The organism is Arthrobacter sp. 131MFCol6.1, assembly GCF_000374925.1.
Taxonomy (GTDB): Bacteria; Actinomycetota; Actinomycetes; order Actinomycetales; family Micrococcaceae; genus Arthrobacter.
The window spans coordinates 441,275-462,240 of record NZ_KB895542.1 but is presented as its reverse complement, the minus strand read 5'-3'; the positions used below and the strand labels follow the sequence as shown (position 1 = coordinate 462,240).

Below are 20,966 nucleotides of genomic sequence, written 5' to 3'. Positions count from 1 at the left end.
TCTCCGTCACTAGCCCGGGCATCAACACTGTGAAGGGCTCTCCGCGGTTCGTGGTGATCTCCGCTGGGCAGTTAACGATCGGGCCGCTGTTCCGGCTGCGTTTCTGAGAATAATGCGAGTCCCGTAGTTCCGGGTATTGACGAACCCTCGCCCTGCAGGCTGCTTCGGCTTTTGGATGAATACTGAAGTTGACGCAAGATGGACACGCTGATCCAAGCCGACCAGCACGGCTTACCGGCACCCGGCAGAGAATCACTCGGACCTGGGGCTGCACCTGGGCGACTACCTGCACGAGTTACTCTGATGACGAGTGCCGCCCGGACGGCGGCATGACACTCATTCGGGATATCCCTTCCCCAAGACCCGTTAAAACCATCAAACTCTGCGCGCCACGGAAGGCGTCATATGGGTCGTGATGTCTTGCAGCACCAATTGCAGCCAATAGGGGCTAGGAGCCGAGTGCATTATGGCTGACTCTTGGATGTGCTTCGGTCTCCACGACTAGCTCAGCCTGTCGGAATATCAACGCAATCGCCTTCTCCTCGTAATCGGGCGGGTAGTCGTACCTCGCAAGTAGTCGACGGATCTTGGATCGCAGGGCAGCGCGGACCGAATGTTTGAGGGACCAGTCAATCGTGGCGCTTTGTTGGACGGCAAAGACGAGATGGACGGCAATCTTCTTTAGCGTGTCGTCGCCCATTTGGACGACAGCGGCGTCGTTTTGCACGATTGCATCGTAAAATGCGGCCTCGGCGATAGAGAGACCGAGTCTGTTGTTACGATTGTTCTGGTCTCGCATGCCCTTGGCGAGCTTAACAAGCTCAGCGATGATCTCGGCCGTCGTCAGCGTGCGGTTCGTATAACGGTTAATTGCCTCGTCGAGCTGCTCGGAGAATTTCCGTGCTTGGACGATGTTGGTGCGCTGGACAGTGCGGATTTGGTCGTTAATCAGCCGACGGAGGAGCCCCATCTGGAGACTGGGCTTCTCCTTGCCGGCTAGGCTGTCGAGAAAATCGTCGGACAGGATCGACAGCTCCGGCATTTCAATGCCGGCGAGTTTGTAGATGTCGACCACTTCGTCGGCGGTGACGGCTTCGTTGACGAGCTGCCCGATCGCGGTGTCTATTTCGACGGCACCGCTGCCAGCACGCCCTGAGTCCGGGTTCTGGATCTTCAGGATCCCCGCTCGGACGTCGGTGAACATTCGTACGTTATTACGGATTGCAGCTGCTTCATCCCGCGCCCCGCAGAGCGCAAAGGCCTTGGCCAGCGCGAGTACCTGGTCGAGGTAGCGGGCTGAGCGGTCCAGGTCGGCCATAACGAAGTCGAGGACAAGCGCGTGCTGGGCAAGACGTGCGGCGGGTACCAACAGTGGCGAGGAATCGTATGTACAGCCGTGAAGGAGCCCGCGCACGATGTCGTGCTTTTCCAGCATCGCGGAGACCATCTCTTCGATCGGCACGCCGGCCTGATCTCGATCGCTTGGGGCGTACTCGGCGAGGGCCTTGCGCAGATTATTGGCGACCCCGATGTAGTCAACGATGAGGCCGCCGGGCTTGTCGCGGAAAGTACGATTCACGCGTGCGATGGCTTGCATGAGGCCTGCGCCCTGCATTGGCTTGTCAACGTACATGGTGTGCAGTGCCGGGGCGTCGAAGCCCGTGAGCCACATATCGCGGACGATGACGACCTCGAGAGGGTCGTTTGGATCCTTTGCCCGCAGCTTCAGGTCTTTGCGGGTCTTCTTGTCGTAGATGTGTGGCTGGAATGACTGCGGGTCGGCCGCCGACCCGGTCATGACGACCTTGATCATGCCCGTCGTCGGGTCGTCGGTGTGCCACTCCGGCTTGAGCTTAACGATCTTGTCGTAGAGGTCGACGGCGATGCGCCGCGACATCGTGACAATCATGGCCTTGCCGAGCATCTCGATGCGGCGTTTCTCCCAGTGGTCGACGATGTCGCCCGCGATCACGTCGAGACGGTCGTTCGCGCCAACGACGGCTTCCACCCGCGCCCACTTGGACTTGGCGCGGAGGGCCTCGTCCTCCTCGGCGGTCTCGGTGATTTCGTCGGCGAGTTCGTCGATCGCGGCGTGCACATCAGCATCAAGGGACACCTTCGCGAGCCGGGACTCGTAGAAAATCCGGACGGTGGCTCCGTCCTCGACGGCGCGGGTGAGGTCATAAATGTCGATGTAGTCACCGAAGACGGAACGTGTTGACTTGTTGGTCGACTCGATAGGCGTGCCTGTGAAACCGAGATAGGTGGCGTTCGGGAGGGCGTCCCGCATGTGCTTCGCGAGCCCAGACTTCAATTGTCCTGTGCGCTCATCGAGGGACTCGCTGAAGCCGTACTGAGAGCGGTGAGCCTCGTCGGCGACAACAACGACGTTACGGCGGTCGGTCAGAACCGGATTGGTGTCGACGCCATCTTCGGGGGCGAACTTCTGCAGCGTGGTAAAGATGATGCCGCCTGACGCGCGGCGGAGCAGGCTGCGAAGGACTGCTCTGGAGTCGGCCTGAATAGGCTTCTCGGGCAGGATTTCGGCCGGCGCGAAAACCTCGCCGAAGAGCTGGTCGTCGAGGTCGTTGCGGTCGGTGATGAACACCAGGGTCGGGTTGCCCATTCGGGCGTCGCGCATGATCTTCGCCGCGTAGAGCAGCATCTCGATCGATTTGCCGCTTCCTTGCGTGTGCCACACGACACCGCCGCGGCGGTTACCGTCCGGGGCCGCCGCCTAGATGGTCGATTCAACTGCGGCATTGACGGCCCAGTACTGGTGGTACTTAGTGACGCGCTTCACGAGACCGTTGGCCTCGTCGCTGAAGACGATGAAGTTCTGCAGGATGTCGAGGAAGCGCATCTGGTCGAAGACGCCCTTGATCAGCACCTCGATCGCGGGCAGGCTTATGACGACCTCACGGCCATCGATTGTTTTCCAGGGCGCGTAGTGCTCGAAGCCAGCAGTGAATGACGACATCGCGGCGCTGATGCCGTCGCTGACAACTGTCACAACGTTCGGTGTGAACAGGGATGGAATGTCATGACGGTAGGTCTGGATCTGGTTCCAGGCCCCCTTTAGCGTGGCGTGCTCGTCGGCAAGGTTCTTCAGCTCCAAGAGACCGAGCGGGATGCCATTGACGAAGATCACGACGTCCGGCCGGCGGTTCTTCCCGTTCTCGGTGATGGTGAACTGGTTGACGGCGAGCCAGTCGTTGCTCGCCGGGGCCTCGAAGTCGATAAGGCGGACACGTGTCGTGCGGATGGCACCATCGGGGTCCCGGTGTTCGACCGGAACGCCCTCGGTCAGGAGTTTGTGGACGCGAAGATTCTCGGCGATCGGGTTCTGCGACTCCGCTCGGCCAAGGCGCTTGATCGCCTCATCAACCATTGCCGTATTGAGGCCAAAATTGATCTGAATCGCTGCAGCGCGCAGCCGGCTGAAAAGGTACACCTGCTCGTACGACGAACGCTCAGCCGCGGGCGCCTCCGGCGCAATGTCTGGACCGAAAGCCGTCGCATAGCCGAGTTGACGGAGATATTCGAGTGCAGCCGCCTCCACCGTGTTTTCGTTGATAGATTTCACGGTGTGGCCGCGCCCTGAACGGTTAATTGAAGCGACGTACGCAATGCCGTGTGAACTGCGTGCTCTGAACTAGCGGTTGCTTCGGTCTTGGCGGCAGCACGGGATACCTCACTCATGACACGGGCGCCGAAGGATGCCTTCTTTGACCAGTCAACTGGAAGTTCATCCTCGAGCAATGATAGGCGTCGTTCAAGCTCCAATCTAAAACCCGGTTCAACGACGTAGTCGACTGACTGCAGTGCTTCTTTCCAAACAAAGCTAGGGTCGAGCTCGTGCTTTGCCTGGAAACCAGCAACTGGCATTGGCCCAAGCAGCATCTCGCGTAAGTCAAATTCGGAAGACTGAACTGCGCTACGGGCAGTCGCAGAGAGGACAAGCCCGTCAATGTCGATACTGCTGGGCAATAGTGCTTCATCCAAAATGAGTGCTTCGTCAAACCGCGCGCCTTGGAGGTTGAAGCCGCTCGTCGCATCGAGTCCGCTTGCATCGACCTCGAACCGGAAGACTGAGTTGCTCAGGTCGACAGAACCAACGGCTCTTGAGAGGGCGAGCCGTGGTCCAGGCGCCAGTCGCCGCAGTGCGACTGCACCAAAAGTAGCATCGACCAAGGAGACTGAAAGCGTGGCCGATCCATGAGCGAATCCCGCACCAAACTCTGCTGATCCGATTGACACCTCTCCCTGGATCTGAGATGCATCGAGAATGACGTTTCCGCGGAACTCTTGGAAATCGAGCCTGAAGCCCTGCCCTCCTCGAAGCCCTGTTCCGTCGACGCCCACAAAAGGCACAAGGCCTGAGATCCTAATCTCTCCTTTCACGCTTGCATCTGTTATGTCCAGAGCATCCCACCCGGCTGCAAAGTCAAGATCAAGGTCTCCGCCACAAGCAAGTTCAGACATCAATGGCGCCCTCTTACTTACTAGGCGAGGGATGACGAGATCATCCAGTACCCGTGCACCGCGCAGATCAAGCTCGTTGAATGGTCCAACTCCAGTCAAGTCGACGCCGGCAAGAAGGGTGCCACTAAAGTCCCCGGCATTGACGTCCCACTTGGAATCGCTGCTCCGAAGGCGACGAAATACTTCGCGCGTAATGAGGTACACCTCCTCACGCATTCCACGGGAGTCGACAGCATCATTGTCAAACGAATCGTTCTGGCGAAGGCCACGCAGATGGGAGATCAGGACGTCGAGGCAGCGTTGTGCCCCACGGGGCCACTCGTCACCCAGCGCGAGGATAAGGTGTGCTCCCGCGATTCGGGAGATTGCTTGCTCGGACGCGATCAGCTCAACGGCCTTGGAAAAGCGTTCGGCCAGAGAGAGTTCCTGGTCACTTCTGTGCTTTTCGTCCGCCCGAATATCACCGATTTCATCGAGGCGCCCGCGAGCCTCCGCAAGAAGATGCGCACGAAGGCGCAGCACAGCAAAGGCGGCTGTAAGGGTACCCGCGATCAGAGTCGCAGCAACAATCACTGGGCTTGTGACGTTTGCAGCACCTGGCAACTTGAAGTCCTGAGCGTCAAAGGCTACAAGCAATACCAATGCGTACATCGCGATGAGCCCAAGGACCACCGCCAGTACCAGTGGGATCAAGGGAGCCCTTAGTAACCATGGACCATAATTCGGTGAGTCACGCCGGCGTCTACGTACAACAGCGACGGCTACTGCAATTAAAACGACAGTGGCAAGGCCACTGCTGATGATGGCAGTCCATGCGGTGACCGGCAACGGGAAATTCACGCAGCCCCCACAGTTTTCTCACGGATAGGAGCCGTGAGCAGCTCCGGAAGCAGCGCGTCACGCATGGCCACCAAACGAGCGGACTCCGATTCAACTTGCTGGAGCCAGTCAACCAAGAGCGACCGCCTTGTAGCCCAAGCACGGGCATCGTTGTCCAGAGGCACCAGGACTTCAACCCCCAGAGCTGCCTCACGGTTGAGCCCGGGCACAGCAGAGTCGGAATTCATCGCGTCTAAGCCAGCGGACCTCAAGGCGAAGAAGGTTGCTAGCAGCGGTACACCTTTAGCAGGGCGCACATAGAACGTTGTGTCGATGGGAAAGCATTTCGCGTGAGACCAATAGACTTCACCGACTGAGCCCTTCCTTCCAACAACGACGGCAGGGCCCTCGACGAGCGCCCGGTCATGCGAACCAGTGACTCCGCCACTTCCGTACACGGGAACGTCTCCAGTGCTGCGAACTGAGGCTGGAAGCGCCTTTCCGTACTCAAGGCTAAGTAGTTCCCCCAGACGTACACGCCTACCTTGCTCTGCGATCTTGCAGTACTCCGATTCGAGTAGCGCCCATGCCAAGGCATGTGCCCGGCGGTTCGACTCGACCTTGTCGTCGAGTGCGCCGAGCGTCCCAGCGATTGATTGCTGGATATGGATCGGCGGGAGCGTCACCGGCACCTCGCGTAGCACTTCAGTGTTGAGGTTCGGCATGGTGGCGCCCACTGCGTGTTGACTGATCCAGGCCTTGGTAATGGGCAGCGATAGCAAATACGTAAGGCAACGTGCGTCGACCGTCGGCCCCGACACGCGCACGAGGAGGCATCCAGTACCACACAGCCAGCCCGCTTGCTGATCGGTGATCAAAGCGCACTTCTCTACGTCGCCTCGCCGGCTGTACACGATGTCGCCAACGCGCAGCTTGTGCCTCGCCAGGCGTTCAACATGCTCGTCCGCAACTCGGGCAATCCCCTCGGTCGACACCCTTAGATCTCGGATGTTGGTAGGCATCACCACCGGCGTCCCGATTTTGGAGTAGTCGCTCATATGTAGCTGACTACCGAATGGTCCAGTCTGAATCACACCATTCGACTCGGCCTCAAGATCGCCTAGCGTCAAATTGCGCCAGCCGGAAGGAGTCGTCATCAGAGCTCTTCCAAATGCTGACGGATTAAGTTCTGAAGGTCATCTCCGCGATTGAACTCGGCGTATAGCTCTCTCGTGAGTCTTTCGATCTTCTCGTCGATCGGTTCGTCGTCGACTTCGGCATCCGCGGCCCCAACGTACCGCCCGGGGGTTAACACGAAGTCGTGCCGCGCGATCTCTTCCAGGGACGCGGCTTTCACGAATCCCGGTATGTCCTGGTAGGCGCCGTCTTTATTACGCCAGGCGTGATAAGCCCCGGCAATCTTGGCGATGTCGTGGTCGTCGTCGAGGACCCGCAAGCGGCGGGTCTCCATGCGACCCAGCTTGCGGGCGTCAATGAAGAGCACCTCGCCATGCCGCGCGCGGTGGCCATTGCCGTGGCGCTCCTTCGAGATAAACCACAAGCTAACAGGGATGCCCGTGTTAAAAAAGAGCTTGTCTGGCATCCCGACGATGCAGTCGACCAGATCGGCCTCAACTAGCTTGCGCCGGATCTCGCCCTCTCCACCGCTCTTGGAGGACAGGGATCCGTTAGCTAGCACAAACCCGGCCGCGCCCTTGGGACTGAGGTGGTGTATAAAGTGCTGCACCCAAGCGAAGTTAGCATTGCCTTCCGGCGGGGTGCCGTACGTCCATCGGGGATCCTGAGCAAGTTTCGCATTCCACCAGTTCGACACGTTGAACGGTGGGTTCGCGAGAATGAAGTCGGCCCGGAGGTCAGTGTGAAGATCACGAGTGAAGGAGTCGGCTGATCGATCGCCAAGGTCAGCCTCGATGCCCCGCAGCGCGAGGTTCATCTTGGCGAGCTTCCACGTTGTGTCGGTGTACTCCTGGCCGTAGACCGAGATGTCGGTCCGTTTGCCTCCGTGCGCTTGTACGAACTCCGCGGACTGGACGAACATGCCTCCGGAGCCGCAGGCAGGGTCGTAGACGCGGCCGTGGAACGGTTCAAGCATCTCCACGAGCGTCTTTACCACACTACGGGGCGTGTAGAAGGCGCCGGCGTCCTTACCAGTCTCCTTGCCCGCAAACTGGCCCAGGAAGTATTCATAGACGCGGCCCAAAACGTCGTCAGAGCCGTGGTCGTCGCTCTCGGTGAATCCGATCGAGCCGATCAGGTCGACGAGCTGGCCGAGACGACTCTTGTCGAGGCCATCGCGCCCGTAATTGCGCGGAAGCACGCCCCGAATGGCTGGGTTCTCCTTCTCGATCAGGTCCATCGCCTGGTCGATCTGCTGCCCGATTTCCGGCAGCTTGGCTATGCCTTGCAGGTGTTCCCAACGTGCCAGTTCGGGCACCCAAAACACGTTGTGGCTCGCGTACTCGTCGCGGTCGTCTAGGAATTCTGCGCGGCGGGCCTCGTTGGGGATGTAGTCCTCTGAGTCCGGATCGCTCAGGCTGGTCTCGATGGCCCGGCGGCGTTCCTCGAAGCGGTCGGAGATGTACTTAAGGAAGACCAGACCGAGGACAACATGCTTGTACTCAGAAGGTTCTTGGTTTCCTCGGAGGGCGTCTGCCACATCCCACAGCCGCTGTTCGAGCGACTTGACTTTCAGCTGAGCGTTCTTCGCAAGACGCGCCATCAGAAATCCCCCCTGCCTGACCTACTGTACTTAGCAGATCGCTGATGTACGCTTCCCAAAACCCCTCCGTTGAAAAAGTGCGATCAAACACGTGTTTATGACTGCGATCCGCAAGACTAGTCGCGGCCGCGATCTACAGGATGTCACATCCATTTGGTGTGAAGTGACCTATGCGAGGCGGACAGCGGATATCGTCGGGGAAAACGAGAGCTTTTCGCGACACTGAACCGGCCATGGCGGCCCTTGATCATGCTGCGCCACGGGTGGCACCTCAGGATGTCTCGCCGCAAACCCGTCCAAGCTAGGCACGCCGAGGACGCGGGTGACTGCCTCCAGAGGCAGTCCCCCGCGTCCCACGAGCAGCCAGATAACGGCCACGCCTCAGAGAGCTGGTGCTTTTCGCGCGAATCTAAGAAGATGCCTCGCGTACGTAAGTCCTCTCACAGTCCAGGCTAGACTTCGGAATCGCGGGGATTCCGGGGTCTAGCCTGTACTGGGAGGCCCGATCTCCGACCTCGCGAATATAACGCGTGAGGCCGAAATGATGCATCACTGAGCCACAGCAGCCGCCGCGAACACGTCAGCCGGCATCGGCCGGTGCATCCTCCATGTAATCGAAATCGGCTTCTCCCCTGCATGCTGCACATAGTCCACCTGTCCGAGGCACGTGTAGGGAACTGTCAGCACGGTCACGTCCTCTGAGATACCCCGAGTGAAGATCAGGATTTTCGACCCGTGCGCGGCCCGCGCCAGATACCGCTTGCCCGTCGGGCTTCCGGGCGACGTCGCGTTCTGCGATTCCCTGTGGAACAGCTCCGGGCTGATGGCGTAGTCCTTGTACATCGTGGTTGCCGAGTGCTTCTTGTCGTCCTTGTTCAGCGTGACGAAGAAGGCGTCTGTGGACGTCGCCGGGCATCAGGCCACGCCCTCGCGGTGCTGCAGATTCTTGCCGAGTTCCAAAGAACCGTATTGCAGGGCCGCCAGGATTTCCTCGCGCCGGTAGGTGGCGCGCGAGAGCAAGGGGATGTGTTGCAGGCCCGCGCCGAGACCCTTGGCGGCACGTTTGGAAGCGGCCGCGCCGAGCTTCACGAGCTGGCGGATCTCGCTGCAGACAAACTGGTAGCCGCGCAGATAGTCGAGGCCGGCGTCGTAGGTGGGGAAACCGCCGCCGTCGTCCCAGAGCGTGTAGAACAGCATGCGGGCGGACGTCTGTTCACGCATGCCGAGGTCCGCGTAGCGGGGCGCGACGGCGTCGACGAGCATTGAGTAGGCCTCGGCGCGTTCCGGATCGTCCACGTGGATCAGCGCTGCCATGCGGCCGAGGAGCTTCTTCTCGTCGGCGTCAAACAGGTCCGGAAGCCTGCCGCTGAGGATGGCCTCCAGCGGCGAGAACCCGTCGATCAGGCCGGCTTGGCGCAGGTAGCCGGTCCAGGAATCCTTGGTCGACCGGTAGATCGACTTCACGTCGTTCCCGGACTGCTCGAGATAGGCCTCCAGCTCGGTCTCCGCGTATGAGGTGACATCCCGGACCAGCTGCGCCCGGTTGAACCGCAGCTGAGCCTTGATGTTGTCCAGCACCACCTTCTGAGCCACCCGGTCCAACACAATTTGCGAGCCCGACGGCAGGTACGGAAACTCGTCCTCAACGGCTTTCTCCAGTTCCTTCCGCCCGTAACCCGTCAGTGCCCGGTAGCGCAGGTCGAAGCGGAACTCGCGGCGTTGCTGGCCGATGAAGTCCATGACGGTCAGCACGGCCTTGCCCTCGGCACGGCGCAGCCCGCGTCCCAGCTGGTGGAGGAAGATCGTGGCGCTCTGCGTGGGCCGGAGCAGCAAGACGGTGTCGACCTGCGGCAGGTCCAAGCCTTCGTTGAAGAGGTCGACGGTGAAGATGCAGTTGATCTCCCGTGTCCGGAGCCGATCCAGCGCCGCGGCGCGGTCGGCGTCGTCGGTGTTCCCGTCGATGGCCACGGAGGCGATGCCGGCGTGGTTGAACACCCCGGCCATGTAGTGGGCGTGCTGGACCGCGACGCAGAAGCCGATGGCCCGCATCTGGTCGGTGTTGGTGACCTGGTCGCGGAGTTCGCGGATCACCTTGGCGGCGCGGGCGTCGTTGCCTGTGTAGAGGGTGTTCAGCTGCGCGGTGTCGTAGTTGCCGCATATCCGCTGAGCTCGTAAATGCCGTCTGAGCCTCAAGAGGGCAAGGCGTTGCAAGGGACGGTGGCAGCGCGCGCTGCTGACAGTGCGGACCTGTACGTGGCGACGACGCAGGCATATCGTGCCAACATATTGCCAGCGCTGCGTTGGCCTTAGGAGAGACTCATGGAGCCCTCAGAAACGATCGACGCCGCGTTTGGCCACGTCGGGACCCCGCCCCGAAGGTACCTGCTCCACGACCCCGACTACTGAACCCGCAACAGCTACCCGACGGTGCCGCGCTGGTAGTTGGCGCCAGTCAGTCCGGCCCCCAGATCACCGAGAACCTGCTGGCTTCCGGCCGCGCGGCCCATTTGTCTGCGTCCGCATGCCCGGCGGCGCCCCGCCGGTACCGCGGCCAGGACACCGCAAGACGAACGACGTGGCTACCGAGTGATTGCCGCATTTCCGGTCTCAGATTCAATTTCCGTATCTGTAGTCTCTGCGGGTATCGCCCTACGCTCCTCGATCCCTTGAGCTACATGCAGGATGGTGTCTTCGACAGCTCCGCCGATCGCTTTTGGAACTGAAGCCACTCCATCGGCAACAGCAGCGGCGGCACCCGTCACCGCCCCGGTAGCCTTCTGGCCCAGGCGCATTACCGATTCGTGCCACTGGGTGCGCTTGATGGTCGAGGCCTCCGGCATGCCGAAGTTCGAACTAAAGATTCGCAGGAGCCGCTGCAGTTCTTCGGCGGCGGTGTAGAGCCTGGCCATCTCCATGGGATTCGTAACGCGCGTAAACGTATCGACGTCTACTGCCGTCGATACGGCGTCGGACAGATTTTGAAGTGCTGTGGTGGTGCTTGCCATTCGCCGCTCCCGCGACTTCGCGATGTGTCGGCCGTGAGCCGTAGAATCCGAACCGTCATTCGCGCTACGGACAGCCTCCAAGGAGTCCATTCGAACCATGTTTGTGAGAGCCACAGCCGCAATGACCAGCCAGTGCTTCAATTCGCCTTTGGCCGCCGCCTCGGCGCTGCTCACCCGCTTGCCCAGGTTCTTGACGGCGAGACCGTCTGCAATGGAGTTGAGGTGGTTGAGGGCGACGGCGTGCGCCTGGGCGAGGGCCGCAGCCTGTCCCGACACTTGGTCCCAAAGGGCGTCGTTGAGCCGGCCCGTCTCCTCGAAGTACCCAAATGCTTTATCCAGGACGTGGGTTGTCCCCTGCACGTTGCCGAGTGCCTCGTCACGGTTGTCTCGGACGATCGTGTCCAGTTTCGCATCCACAGCCTGAACAAGGGTATCGAGCTCTTTGAGGGCCACGCGGATCGCCAAAGTTGCGGCCATGATCTGTACGTTCGCGGCCGCGGCAGGGTTGACAGGTGAGGAGCCCACCAGTTCGATGATGGTGTCGATTCGACCATCTGACTGGCGTAGCACACCGGCAACGATCCCCACTTTTTCCTTGGTGGACCCGATGAGTTCCAGGTACCGAGCGTATGACTCCGGAGTCATGTGGAAGGAGTTTCCTTCGGCATTTGCCGCCATAGCAGTCGCAGCCGCCCCAGCCAGGCCGGCAAGCAGATCGGCCAACCCTGACCCCAGGCTCGCTCTGGCCTCTTCTTTGACGTCAAGCTTTCGGAACAGCTCGGCAATTGCTGTCGGGTCGCCTGCCACCAAGGCATTTCTGCCGTCGACGTATAGGGAGAGTTCACGGTCACTGTCGGTCATCCCAACATCTTCACACACGCTGGTCCTGGCAGGGCGGGCGCCACTTCGGAGTCCTCAGGATCGGTGCGGCCGAGCAATGTCACCCCCGCCCCCATACAAGGCCAAAGAAAATGCAGCGAGAGGGTCTGTGAGGAGTTGCAGGCATGAGTGTGCCATTCCACCAGTTAGTTCAGTTGCTCGAGCACACTCTCACACGGTGCTAATCTCGGGGACAAACCAAACGAAGTGTGGAGATAACGGTGGCAGGAAAAGCGGACAAAGTCGCAGCAGTGATTAGGGTTGGTGGGGCGACGGCGAAGCAGGCTGCTGCCAAAGCCTATGACCTGTCTAGTGATCCTCTTATTCAAGCGAAGGCCCGGAAGCTCGCCGAAAATGGCGCTAAATTCTACCGAGCGGCAAACAGCCCTGAGGCGAGGAGGGCCTACCGGCAGGCCGCAGACTTCTTTAGTAAGACACGCAAGAAGTAGGGCTATCCGGCCGACGCTCCGGGGTCCCCGGATCTGCGTGACCAACCAACGTCCCACCTCCCCCATACAATGCATAGCAAGTACGTGCGTGATCGATGAACGCTGCACGGCAATGGGGACGATGCCAGCGGCGAGTCAAGAAGCCAGCTCCCCCACTGCCCGCAGCAAGGAAAGTGGGAGCAGTGGCCGGAAACAACAATGCCAACCTGGTGTGGAGCATCGCGAATATTCTGCGGGGCACCTACAAGCCTGCGCAGTACGGCTCGGTGATCCTCCCGTTCACCATCCTCCGCCGCCTCGATTGCGTCCTGAACTCCACCAAGGATGCAGTCCTGCAGGAAGCGGAGGCGAAGAAGGACCTGAACATCCCGCTGGACACCTTTTTGCAGAAGGCTTCCGGCCACAGCTTCTTCAATACCTCCAAGTTCAACTTCGCCAAGCTCCTGGACGACCCCACGAACATTAAGGCGAACATCCTCAACTACGTCCAGGGGTTCTCGGAGAACACCCGGGACATCTTCGAGCGCTTCGAATTTTACAAGACGTTAGAGAAGCTGGACAGCTCGGACCTGCTCTACCACGTCGCCAAGGACTTCGCGGCGATCGACCTCCACCCGGAGACCATCAGCAACATCGAGATGGGACTCATGTTCGAGGAGCTCATCCGCCGCTTCGCCGAAGCCTCCAACGAGACCGCCGGTGAGCACTTCACCCCGCGCGAGGTCATCCAGCTCATGGTCCAGCTCCTGCTGAACTACGACGACGACGTCCTCACCAAAGAGGGCATCGTCCGCAGCATCTACGACCCCACTTCCGGCACGGGCGGCATGCTCACCGTCGCCCAAGAACACCTTCACGCCCTGAACCCGAGCGCCTCCCTGGTCGCGTACGGCCAGGAAATCAACGACGAGTCTTACGCCATCTGCAAGTCGGACCTGCTGATCAAGGGCCAAGACATCTCCAAGATCTCCGTCGGCGACACCCTCGCCAACGACCAGAACATCGGCCAACAGTTCGACTTCATGCTCTCCAACCCGCCCTTCGGTGTGGAGTGGAAGAAGATCCAGCCGCAGATCCAGAAGGAGCACGAACTCCACGGCTTCGACGGCCGCTTCGGCCCGGGCCTGCCCCGCGTAAGCGACGGCTCCCTGCTGTTCCTGCTGCACCTGGTCCGCAAGATGCGCCCGGCGCACGACGGCGGCTCCCGCATCGGCATCGTCCTTAACGGCTCGCCGCTGTTCACCGGCGGCGCCGGCTCGGGCGAGTCCGAGATCCGCAAATACCTGATCGAGAACGACTTCGTGGAAGCCATCATCGCACTCCCCACGGACATGTTCTACAACACCGGCATAGCCACCTACATCTGGATCCTCTCCAACAGCAAGAAGCAGAAACACCCGGAGCGCGTCGGGAAGATTCAATTGATCAACGGCGCGGACTTCTTCCAGAAGATGCGCAAGAGCCTCGGTTCCAAGCGCAAGGAACTCGGCGCCAAGGATATTCAGAGCATCGTCCAGCTCTACGGAGCGTTCGAGGACGACGGCGAGACCTCCAAGGTCTTCAACAACCAGGACTTCGGCTACTCCACCATCACGGTCGAGCGCCCGCTGAAGCTCAACTTCGCGTTCACTCCGGAGCGCATCGATGCTGTCCTGGTGCAGAAGCCGGTCGAAAAGCTGTCCGACGACGACCGGCAGCTTCTTGAGAAGACGCTCAACCGGCTCGGCGAAGACGAAACGAAGCTCTGGAAAAACCGTGAAGCCTTCCTCAAGGCCCTCAAACCTGCTCTCTCCAGCGCCGGACTCAAGCTCGGCGCCCCGGTTCTGAAAGCCGTCCTCGCAGGGCTCTCCGAACGCGACGAGACCGCCGACGTTTGCAAGGGACCGAAGGGTTCGCCCGAAGCAGACGCCGACCTGCGTGATAACGAAAACGTGCCGCTCAATGAGGACATTCAGGAGTATTTCTCTCGGGAAGTAATCCCCCACGTCCCTGATGCCTGGATCGACGGGTCCAAGACAAAGGTCGGATTCGAGATTCCGTTCACGCGGCACTTCTACAAGTACGTTGCCCCGAGGCCCCTGGATGAGATCGACGCGGACCTCAACGAGCTCATTTCGGAGATCACTTTGCTTCTTTCCGAGGTTGAACAGTGACGGGAATCAAGCAATACGACATATACAAGGATTCAGGCATCGAGTGGGTCGGGTCCATTCCGGTGGATTGGGAAACGTGCCCACTGTTCGCGGTAGCCCGGGAGAACACTGCGTCGAACAAAGCCGGCGTCGAACTCAACCTTTTATCACTCAGCTATGGGCGAATCGTCCGCAAAGACATCGCGGCTAATGATGGGCTCCTGCCGGCTTCCTTCGATACGTACCAAGTGATCAGCCGAAACGACATCGTCCTGCGACTAACGGATCTCCAGAACGATAAGCGAAGCCTTCGCTCCGCCATCTCGCCGGAACGCGGCATCATCACCTCGGCCTATCTAGCCGTGACGCCGACGCGCATTTTACCCAATTTCCTGAGCTATCTTCTAAGGGCCTATGACTTGCAGAAGGTGTTCTACGCAATGGGCGGCGGTCTTCGCCAATCCATGAAGTTTTCCGACATGAAGTGGCTTCCGCTGGTCGTTCCCCCGGAACAGCTTCAGGAATCAATAGCGGCTTATCTTGACCGCGAGACTGCCCAGATCGATGACCTGATCGCGAAGCAGGAGCGACTTGTCGATCTGTTCGCCGAGAAGCGTCAGTCCATCATCACCAACGCCGTCACTAGGGGCCTCGACCCGACGGCGCGCCTCAAGCCCACCGGTTTCCCTTGGCTCGACGACGTTCCGGCTCACTGGCGCGTTGCTGCCCTCAAACACGTTCTTCGAATACCGATCTCGGACGGTCCCCATGAGACACCGGAATTTTTGGATGAAGGCGTCCCATTTGTTTCAGCCGAAGCCGTCTCTAGCGGTGTCGTGAACTTTTCCAAGATTCGCGGGTTCATCTCAGACGCCGACAACAAGAGATATTCGCGAAAGTACTCCCCCCGTCGCGGCGACATATACATGATTAAATCCGGTGCTACAACCGGAGTGACGGCGCTCGTCGAAACCGACCAGCAATTTAACATATGGTCCCCGCTTGCAGCGATACGCTGCGACGACACCGTACTGCCTGAATTTTTGCTTGCGTTTCTGCGATCTAGGGCGTTCCTCGACTCAGTCGCACTGCACTGGAGTTTCGGAACCCAACAGAATATTGGCATGGGAGTTCTAGGGGATCTCCCCGTCGCCATACCGCCGATGGATGAGCAACGCCGCATTGTGGATCATCTCAGGATGAAGACTCTCCAGATCAACGTCCTCACGGACAAAGCTCATGCGGTTGTTGCAACGCTGAAGGAGCGTCGCTCAGCCCTCATCTCCGCTGCCGTAACCGGCAAAATCAAAGTAGACCTATAGGAGCCCCCTGATGCTTGATGCCATGATGAATCCCGCCGTCCGGCAAAAGTGCCTGTTGCTGTTGGCCTACGACCTGGTCGACGGAGAACCGGAATCTGTCGTCGATCCTGAGCGATTCACGAATCAGGCTTGGGACAGGTTCGGAGTCACCGTCCGAGTTCAAAGACAGGACTTATTGGCCCTGGCGCGGCAGCGTCGAGTCCGCCTCTCGGGATTCACTGTCGGCGGTCCTGACTTCTTCATTACGCAGCGCGGCATCGAGGCAGCCCAGGAATTCCAGATCGATCAGCGCCGCGAGCCAAAAAGGTTCCAGGCCGCCTGCAACGATCTGCTGGACTGGCTCTACGTGGAGTCAGCCGCCAAATCACGCGGCATCGAAATCGATAGGTTCTTGGCGGCATCGGTTGGGCATCTCGGACTCAAGTACTCCGCACCCGAGGTCCATGAAGCCTTGAGCTGGCTCATGGTCGAGGGATTTGTAACGGAGGGCGCGGAGCCGTCGCTCAGAGCGCTGACGCGGCAGGGTTTCGATTCCATCGAATCCGGAATGAGTGTCAACGAATACGTCACCGCCGTTCGTTCCGACCGTGCCACGTCCCCAAGCTGAGTCGGAGTTTGAGATGAATTCACGCCCCCAAACCATCCAGATTTTCCTCCCGCAGGGAGATCCCTCCGGCATACGTCAGGCGGAGATTACGACCCGGACTGTGCGGGTCTTTGAGGTTCCCCGCCCACTGCTCTCTGAATTCACGAAAATGCAGGAGGCCTCGCAGGTCGGCCTGTACTTCTTGTTCGGACCCGCAGATGAGGATGTCCCACGCTGCTACATCGGCCAAACGCAAAATGTGGGGACACGGCTCACACAACATGCGACGGGCAAGGACTTTTGGGAGCGGGCGCTAGTCGCCGTTTCGCTGACCAACAGCTGGACCAGCACGCACGTTGCATACCTGGAATGGCTGTCGATCCAGAGGGCAAGCAGCGCCGCCCGCTACCAGCTGGAAAACGGCAACACAGCCGTCAATCCCCACACACCGGTCCCCCTTGAATGGGAATGCCAAGAGTACATGGAGACCGTCTCCATGCTCCTCGCGACGCTCGGATATCCTGTCCATCAGGAGCTTCAATCGGTCCCGCGCGCAATGGTCGGCAAGCAGCAAAAGGAACTCATCCTCCGCGAACGCGGCTGCAATGCGACGGCTTACGCGAACGCGTCCGGCCTCGTGGTGAAGCAAGGCTCCCGTGGCAACGCCGCAGAGTCGCCTAGCGCCGATCCTGGCCTCATCAAGCGCCGGCAGTCCCTCCTTTCCCAGGGGATTATCAAGATCGACGGTAATAACGTGGTCTTCCAGCAGGACCACCAATTCAACAGCCCGAGTGGCGCGGCCGCTGCTGTTGTAGGCGGCAGTATCAACGGCAGAACAGCTTGGAAGACAAGCGATGGTCGGACCTTCGACGCCCTCGAACGGGAGCGCCTCGCATCAGTCGCAATTCAGGGGGAACAATATGGCGCAGCACAATGAAGTGACATTCGAAGACGAGATCTGCCGGGCCCTCGCGGCACAGGGCTGGATCTATGAACCTGACCGCAAAGCCGGTGAGCTCTACGACGCCACGCGGGCCCTTGTCCCCGAGGATGTCTTCGCGTGGCTGGCCGATACGCAGACGGAGCAGCTGGCTAAGGTCCTGAAGCCAACGGACTCCCCGGCTGAGCACGAGGTTGCGAAGCGGCTGCTACTAGATCGACTCTGCAAGGTCTTGGATACGCCTGCAGCCAAAGAGTCGGGCATGCTCTCCGTTCTGCGCACCGGGTTCAAGGACGTCGCCGCGAAGTTTGAGATGTGCCAGTTCAGGCCGGCCATGGGCCTGAACCCGGCGACGCTGGAGCGCTACGGCAAGGTCCGCCTCCGGGTGATCCGCCAGGTCCACTACTCCACGGTGGACACCATGAAGAGCATCGACCTGGTCCTGTTCGTCAACGGCCTGCCGGTGGCCACCATAGAGCTGAAGACGGACTTCACGCAGAACATCAATGACGCCGTCGAGCAGTACCGCAAGGACCGGTTCCCCCGAAACGGCAAGAACAAGGACGAGCCGCTGCTGTCCTTCGGCCGCCGCGCCCTGGTGCACTTCGCAGTCAGCAACGACGAGATCCAGATGACCACCGAGCTCAAGGGCAAGGACACCTATTTCCTGCCCTTCAACCTCGGCGACGACGGTCACGCCGGCAACCCGGTCAACCCGAAGGGTTCGGCCACCAGCTACCTCTGGGAACGGGTCTTGCAGCGTGACTCCTGGCTGAACATCATCGGCAAATTCCTGCACCTTCAGATCAGCGACAAGACCAACCCCGTCACCGGCGAGCGGGAAGTCCGCAAGTCCCTGCTGTTCCCCCGCTACCACCAGTGGGACGTGGTCAACCAGCTCATCGAGACCGCCCGTACCGAGGGCCCGGGCCACCGCTACCTGGTGCAGCATTCCGCCGGGTCCGGCAAGACCAACTCGATCGCTTGGACCGCGCACCAGCTCAGCTCCCTGCACGGAGCCGGCAACCAGAAGATCTTTGACTCCGTCATCGTCGTGACGGACCGGACCGTGCTGGATGCCCAGCTGCAGGATGCGATCTACCAGATCGAACACAAGTCCGGGGTCGTGGTCCCCATCCGCGGCAACGCCGGCTCCAAGTCCGCCGAACTCACCGCGGCGCTGGTGGCACGGACGCCGATCATCATCGTCACCATCCAGACGTTCCCGTTCGCGTTGAAGGCGATCGCCGAGTCCCAGGCACTGAAGGGACGGAACTTCGCCATCATCGCGGATGAGGCGCATTCCTCGCAGACCGGTTCCACCGCGAACAAGCTGAAGAAGGTTCTCTCCGCGGAGGAACTGGCGGACGTCAACGACGGCGGTGAGTTTGACGTCGAAAGCTATCTGGCGGCCGAGATGGCCGAGCGTGCCGATGCCAAGAACATCAGCTACTTCGCCTTCACCGCCACGCCCAAGGCCAAGACCCTGGAGCTGTTCGGCCGCAAGGGACCGGACGGGCTGCCGCAGCCGTTTCATCTGTACTCCATGCAGCAGGCCATCGAGGAGCGCTTCATCCTGGACGTGCTGCAGAACTACACCAGCTACAAGGTGGCCTACCGGCTCACCCACGAGGGCCGGGACTACGACTCGCACGAGACGCAGGTGGAGAAGTCCGAGGCGCTGAAGTCGCTGATGAACTGGGTGAAGCTGCACCCGTACAACATCAGCCAGAAGGTCCAGGTGATCGTCGAGCACTTCCGCGCGAATGTCGCCTGGCGCCTCGACGGCAAGGCCAAGGCCATGGTGGTAACTGGCTCCCGCAAGGAAGCGGTCCGGTACAAGCTCGCGCTCGACAAGTACATCCACGACGCCGGCTACTCCGGCTTGGGCACCATGGTCGCCTTCTCCGGGGAAGTGAACGACGACGAGTCCGGACCGGATGCGTACACCGAACTCAACATGAACCCCGGGCTCAAGGGGCGCACGCTGCCCGAAGCCTTCTCAACCGACGAGTACAAAATCATGCTGGTGGCCAACAAGTTCCAGACCGGCTTTGACCAGCCGCTGCTCGTTGCGATGTACGTGGATAAGAGACTTTCCGGAGTCTCCGCCGTGCAAACGCTGTCCCGGCTGAACAGAACTGCCGTGGGCAAGGACCAGACGTTTGTGCTGGACTTCGTCAACGATCCTGAAGAAATCCTTGCTTCCTTCCAGCCCTACTTCCGTGAGGCCGCGCTGGAGGGCGTGTCCGACCCGAACGTGGTCCACGACCTGCAAAACAAGCTCGACGCCGCCCAGATCTACCTCGAGTCCGAGGTGGATGGGTTGGTCAAGTCCTACGTCCTGGAGGCAGGCAACAACGCACTGTCCGGCTGGGTTGCCCCGGCCAAGTCCCGCTTCAACACCCGCTACAACGCCGCAGTGGCGGAGGGAGACAAGGCCGCCCAGGACGAGCTGGACTTGTTCCGCAAGGACCTTGGTTCCTTTGTCCGTGCCTACGACTTCCTCTCTCAGATCGTCGACTTTGCCGACACGGACCTGGAGAAGCGCTCGATCTACTACAAGCACCTCCTGCCGGTCCTCCGTGTGAACGACGCGAAGGTGGCGCTGGACCTCTCCGGAGTGGTGCTGGCGAAGTACGCGCTCAAGGACAAGGGCCAGGCCCAGCTGCAGCTCTCCGGCGAGGACGCGTTGCTGCAACCTCCCACCGAAGTCGGGACCGGGCAGGCGAAGGACCCTGTCCTGGCGACGTGGGAGGAGATTATCCAGCAGGCCAACCTGCCGTTCGAGGGCGAGGAACTGGACGCGGTGGCGCACTTCGTCGAGGGCGTGCGGCGCGAGCTGGTGAAGAACGAGACGCTCCAGAAGCAGGCAAAGAACAACACACGTAGCCATTTCAACTCGAGTCCAGAACTCCATGGCGCCGTGAGCACAGCTGTCATCAACTCGATGGAAAGCCACCGCAACCTCAGCATCCAAGCATTGGGCGACAAGACGAAGATGCAGGCTTTGCTCAAGATGCTGAGCGAGCTGGTTTATGAGGATATGCAGTCATGAGTACAGGGTGGGAATGGGCCGACGTTATCGGCCAGTTTGCAACTGTTATCGCAGTGGGTGCGGCCTTTCTGCAGCTCATCGGTGCCAGGGCTGCAAAACACAGAGACTTCGAAAACCTCTACGTTCAGCGCTATTGGAACCTGATGGATCGTTTCGACGGTAATCCTTGGACGGCCTCTTCCATTGACGACCTAGTGGACAGCGACAGGTCTCGTGTCTCGGCCTACCTTCAGCTCTGCGAGGATGAACTAGATCTGCGAAGAAACGGCTTCATCTCCACAAAGACGTGGGGAATATGGGTAGACGGCATGAAGAGTCAATGCGCCCGCCCGGCCTACAAGGAAGCCCTAAATTCCATGGAACCGGGCGAGCTGCCTGCGCTGCGGGACTTTATCGACAACGGAAACGAGGATCCGTTGTCGATGAACTGGTTCCGGAAATGGTGGACTGGTATTGGAAATGAGGGTCGAAAACAAGCCACGAGGCGGTCGGTGGCTGACGTTCAAGAATACGAAGCTGCAGAGTCATAGGTTTATCGACGCAGCACTGAC

Annotated in this window: 11 protein-coding genes and 2 pseudogenes; 6 read left to right on the top strand and 7 right to left on the bottom strand. The window is 60.1% G+C overall.

From position 1 onward, the window contains the following. Window positions 1–448 precede the first annotated feature (448 nt). The 7 genes and pseudogenes from C566_RS23450 to C566_RS0108760 form a co-directional block, all read right to left on the bottom strand. Window positions 449–3,586 (bottom strand): annotated as a pseudogene (locus C566_RS23450) (type I restriction endonuclease subunit R). Beyond that, a complete protein-coding gene (locus tag C566_RS22690; RefSeq protein ID WP_155846812.1) occupies window positions 3,583–5,136 on the bottom strand; it encodes a hypothetical protein in 1,554 nt (517 codons plus the stop codon). Before C566_RS22690 ends, C566_RS23450 begins: the two are co-directional and overlap by 4 nt. Window positions 5,137–5,321: 185 nt before the next feature. Continuing rightward, window positions 5,322–6,362 carry a restriction endonuclease subunit S gene (locus C566_RS0108785; RefSeq protein WP_196802349.1) on the bottom strand — a complete coding sequence of 347 codons (1,041 nt, stop codon included), beginning with the start codon at window positions 6,360–6,362 and terminating at the stop codon, window positions 5,322–5,324. A 98-nt stretch (window positions 6,363–6,460) separates the two neighbouring features. Next, window positions 6,461–8,044 (bottom strand): type I restriction-modification system subunit M, encoded by a 1,584-nt coding sequence (locus C566_RS0108780; protein ID WP_018773960.1) that lies wholly within the window; start codon window positions 8,042–8,044, stop codon window positions 6,461–6,463. Window positions 8,045–8,593: 549 nt separating this feature from the next. After that, window positions 8,594–8,926, bottom strand: a pseudogene (locus C566_RS23160) (DUF3427 domain-containing protein); the annotation flags it as partial. A gap of 33 nt (window positions 8,927–8,959) precedes the next feature. Further along, window positions 8,960–10,237, bottom strand: a complete 1,278-nt coding sequence (locus tag C566_RS21170; RefSeq protein WP_231386294.1) for a helicase-related protein — start codon at window positions 10,235–10,237, stop codon at window positions 8,960–8,962. A 386-nt stretch (window positions 10,238–10,623) separates the two neighbouring features. Continuing rightward, on the bottom strand, window positions 10,624–11,910 hold the full coding sequence (locus C566_RS0108760; RefSeq protein WP_018773956.1) for a hypothetical protein: 1,287 nt from the start codon (window positions 11,908–11,910) through the stop codon (window positions 10,624–10,626). Window positions 11,911–12,559: 649 nt separating this feature from the next. Here C566_RS0108760 and C566_RS0108755 point away from each other — a divergent pair. The 6 genes from C566_RS0108755 to C566_RS0108730 are packed head-to-tail and all read left to right on the top strand — an operon-like array spanning window position 12,560 to window position 20,945. Beyond that, on the top strand, window positions 12,560–14,530 hold the full coding sequence (locus C566_RS0108755; protein WP_018773955.1) for a type I restriction-modification system subunit M: 1,971 nt from the start codon (window positions 12,560–12,562) through the stop codon (window positions 14,528–14,530). Continuing rightward, complete coding sequence (locus C566_RS22945) at window positions 14,527–15,831, top strand: restriction endonuclease subunit S (RefSeq protein ID WP_018773954.1); 1,305 nt, start codon at window positions 14,527–14,529, stop codon at window positions 15,829–15,831. The genes C566_RS0108755 and C566_RS22945 overlap by 4 nt, the downstream gene beginning before the upstream one ends. Before the next feature lie 10 nt (window positions 15,832–15,841). Then, on the top strand, window positions 15,842–16,438 hold the full coding sequence (locus tag C566_RS0108745) for a hypothetical protein (protein ID WP_018773953.1): 597 nt from the start codon (window positions 15,842–15,844) through the stop codon (window positions 16,436–16,438). 13 nt (window positions 16,439–16,451) lie between these two features. After that, window positions 16,452–17,354, top strand: a complete 903-nt coding sequence (locus C566_RS0108740) for a GIY-YIG nuclease family protein (protein ID WP_018773952.1) — start codon at window positions 16,452–16,454, stop codon at window positions 17,352–17,354. Continuing rightward, window positions 17,338–20,415, top strand: a complete 3,078-nt coding sequence (locus C566_RS0108735) for a type I restriction endonuclease subunit R (protein ID WP_018773951.1) — start codon at window positions 17,338–17,340, stop codon at window positions 20,413–20,415. Before C566_RS0108740 ends, C566_RS0108735 begins: the two co-directional genes overlap by 17 nt. Continuing rightward, window positions 20,412–20,945: a hypothetical protein gene (locus tag C566_RS0108730; protein ID WP_018773950.1), complete on the top strand. Its 534-nt coding sequence runs from the start codon at window positions 20,412–20,414 to the stop codon at window positions 20,943–20,945. Before C566_RS0108735 ends, C566_RS0108730 begins: the two co-directional genes overlap by 4 nt. Window positions 20,946–20,966 lie beyond the last annotated feature (21 nt).